The following is a 2,703-nucleotide window of genomic DNA, read 5'->3' on the forward strand; positions in this document are numbered from 1 at the left end:
GCCCGGCGTTCCGGCAGCCCTCGCGGCCCTGCACCACGCGGTCGAGTGGGAAGACCGTGCCACCCTCGACCGCCTGTTCCTCACCCGGGGTTCGGAGATCGCGCTCATCCTCATCGCCGCCGACTACCCGGCCATTCCCGAGGCGGCCGGCTTCTACCGTTACCTGCGCGACCTCGCCGACCGGCACGGCGCCCTGCTGGCCTACGACGAGATGGTCACCGGCTTCCGGGTGGCGATCGGCGGGATGGCCGAGGCGACCGGCGTGCTCCCCGACCTGTCGGTCTTCGGCAAGGGGATCGCGAACGGCATGCCCCTCGCGGTCTACTGCGGGCGCCGGGAGGTGCTCGGCGTGCTCGACCGCGGCGAGGTGGTCGTCACGTCGACCTACGGCGGTGAGACGCTGTCGCTCGCAGCCGCCACCGCGACGATGACCGCCATGCGCGACCGCGACGTGATCGCGCGACTGCTCGCCTCCGGCGCCCGACTGCAGAACGGCCTGAACGCGGTGTTCGCCGAGGCCGGCTCCGGCATCCGGCTCGTGGGGCACCCGGCGTGCCCGCAGTTCGGCGGCGCCGACGCCGAGGTCCAGGCCTTCCTACGGGCGGCGTTCCGCCACGGACTCTCCTTCTACCGGGTCGTCTACGTCAACGCCGCGCACACCGAAGCCGACATCGACGAGACTCTGCGCCGCGCGGCGGCCGCCGTGCGTGAGGCGACGGCATGACCGGCATCGACGCGCACACACACCTCGACGAGGGGCGCTTCGACCCCGCGGTCTTCGAGGCCGGCGACCGCCTGGGCATCGAGCTGTACCTGTGCAGCAATCTCGGAAGCTTCCAGGCGCACCCAAGTCTCGACGAGGTGCGGGAGATGAACGAGGTGCTGGCCGGCGAGCTGCGCCGATACCCCGACCGCCTCCGCGGCTACTGCTACGTCAATCCGCGCTTCGGCCGTGACAGCCTCGACGATCTGCGCCGCAACGTCGAGGACCGCGGGATGATCGGCATCAAGCTCTGGATCGCGACTCTGGCCGACGATCCACTGAGCGATCCGATCCTCGAGTACGCCGCCGAGCACCACCTGATCGTGCTCGCCCATGCCTGGCGCAAAACCGTCGGGCAGTTCCCCTACGAGTCGACGGCCGACCACATCGCCGCCGCAGCCCGCCGTCATCCCGACGTGCGCTTCCTGATGGCGCACCTCGGCGGCCAGCCCGAGTCGGCCGTGAACGCGGTCGGCTCCGTGCCGAACGTGGCCGTCGACACCTCGGGCACGATCATCGGCGCCGGAGAAGTGGCACTCGCCGTGGAGCGCCTCGGCCCCGACCGGGTGGTGTTCGGCTCCGACCTGCCCCACATCGACCTCGCGGCCAACGTCGGCAAGGTGCTCGGCGCAGGGCTCGACCCCGAGACGGAAGAGCGGGTCTTCGGCGGCACGGTCGCCCGCTGGCTCGCGGAGGTCGCGTCATGACCGCCCAGGCACGACGGATGCTCCGCGCATTCGCCGACCTCGGCGCGACCGACACCACCTGCTTCCTCGGGCAATGGCCCCACCGGCTCTCCGCCGCCGCTGATGCCGAGACCCTGCACGCCCACGCCGAACGCCTCGGCCTGCGCTCCGTCTGGGTCTCGCACCTGGCGTCCCTGTTCGGCTTCGACACCCGCACCGGCAACGAGGCCGTGCTCGCCGCGTGTGCGGATGACCCGCTCTTCCGCGTGTTCGCGACGATCGATCCGCGCGACCCGACCTGGCGCGAGGAGCTCGACGATGCCGTGTCCGCCGGCGCGCGTGGAGTGCGTGTCGCCCCGGGCTTCCATCGGTACGAGGTCTCCGCCGTGCGCCCGGTCCTCGACGCGTGCGCCGACCGCGGGCTCCCCGTGCAGCTGATCGCCCGGCTCGACGACGCCAGGGTGCGGCATCCGTTCTCCCCCGCCGTCGACCTCGAGGTGCACCGGATCGCCGACCTCGTGCGCGAGAGTCCGGCTGCTCCGCTGCTGCTGAGCGGCCTCAACCGCGCGGATGGGATCGAGCTGAAGCGGCATCTCGGCGACGCCGCGCCCGAGTGGCTGCGGCTCGACCTCTGGCACGTGAACGGCCCCACCGGTGTCGCCGACGGTCTCGGCGCCGATCCGGAGCGCTGGGTGTTCGGCAGCGGCTTCCCCGTGCAGGCACCGGAGGCCACGGCGCTGCAGCTCGCAGCCTCCGCGCTTCCTGGACGGGCGATGCGGGCGATCGCGTCCGGCAACGCCGCCGTCATGCTCACCTGACGCCGCGCGCACACCCGATGCGCGACGGTCAGCCGATGGGGAAGTTCTGGATGTCGGTACGTCTGTCGGTGCGCGGCCCGGAGAACAGGCCGGGTGCGTCGATGACGAGGTCAGCCTGTGCGGCGATCAGGTCGAGTTGTGTCGTGAGGGACGCGTGCAGGCTGCTCCATCCGGTCACGACGGCCGCGAATCCTCCGGCTGCGGCCGTCATCATCACGGGCGACCGAACGATGGCGCCATAGGCGAACCACCCGACGATCAGCATGATCGCGACCGCGGAGCATCCGGCGAGCCATCGCAGGCGGGCCCGCAGTCGCTCTGTCCGATCCGCATCGTCGTCCATGAAGCCCCCGCAATCCATTGCCGCACCCATCCCCGCCCTGTGAAATGTTACACGTTGGTCCGTCGAGGCTCAACGAGACGAGACGAGGCGAAC

Annotated in this window: 4 protein-coding genes; 3 read left to right on the forward strand and 1 reads right to left on the reverse strand. The window is 71.3% G+C overall.

The window, feature by feature from the left end; genetic code table 11:
- The 3 genes from ACNPM4_RS18860 to ACNPM4_RS18870 all read left to right on the forward strand — a co-directional run.
- Window positions 1-724, forward strand: a 724-nt coding sequence (locus ACNPM4_RS18860; protein ID WP_448986742.1) for an aminotransferase class III-fold pyridoxal phosphate-dependent enzyme, incomplete at its 5' end; no start/stop codon positions are given.
- On the forward strand, window positions 721-1,470 hold the full coding sequence (locus tag ACNPM4_RS18865) for an amidohydrolase family protein (protein ID WP_400857083.1): 750 nt from the start codon (window positions 721-723) through the stop codon (window positions 1,468-1,470). The genes ACNPM4_RS18860 and ACNPM4_RS18865, both read left to right, overlap by 4 nt.
- On the forward strand, window positions 1,467-2,267 hold the full coding sequence (locus ACNPM4_RS18870) for an amidohydrolase family protein (RefSeq protein WP_448986743.1): 801 nt from the start codon (window positions 1,467-1,469) through the stop codon (window positions 2,265-2,267). The genes ACNPM4_RS18865 and ACNPM4_RS18870 overlap by 4 nt, the downstream gene beginning before the upstream one ends.
- 28 nt (window positions 2,268-2,295) lie before the next feature.
- Here the strand turns inward: ACNPM4_RS18870 and ACNPM4_RS18875 are convergent, their stop codons facing one another.
- Window positions 2,296-2,610, reverse strand: coding sequence for a hypothetical protein (locus ACNPM4_RS18875; RefSeq protein WP_029263168.1), 315 nt, complete (start codon window positions 2,608-2,610; stop codon window positions 2,296-2,298).
- Between the last annotated feature and the right edge of the window lie 93 nt (window positions 2,611-2,703).

The organism is Microbacterium umsixpiens (assembly GCF_053543675.1).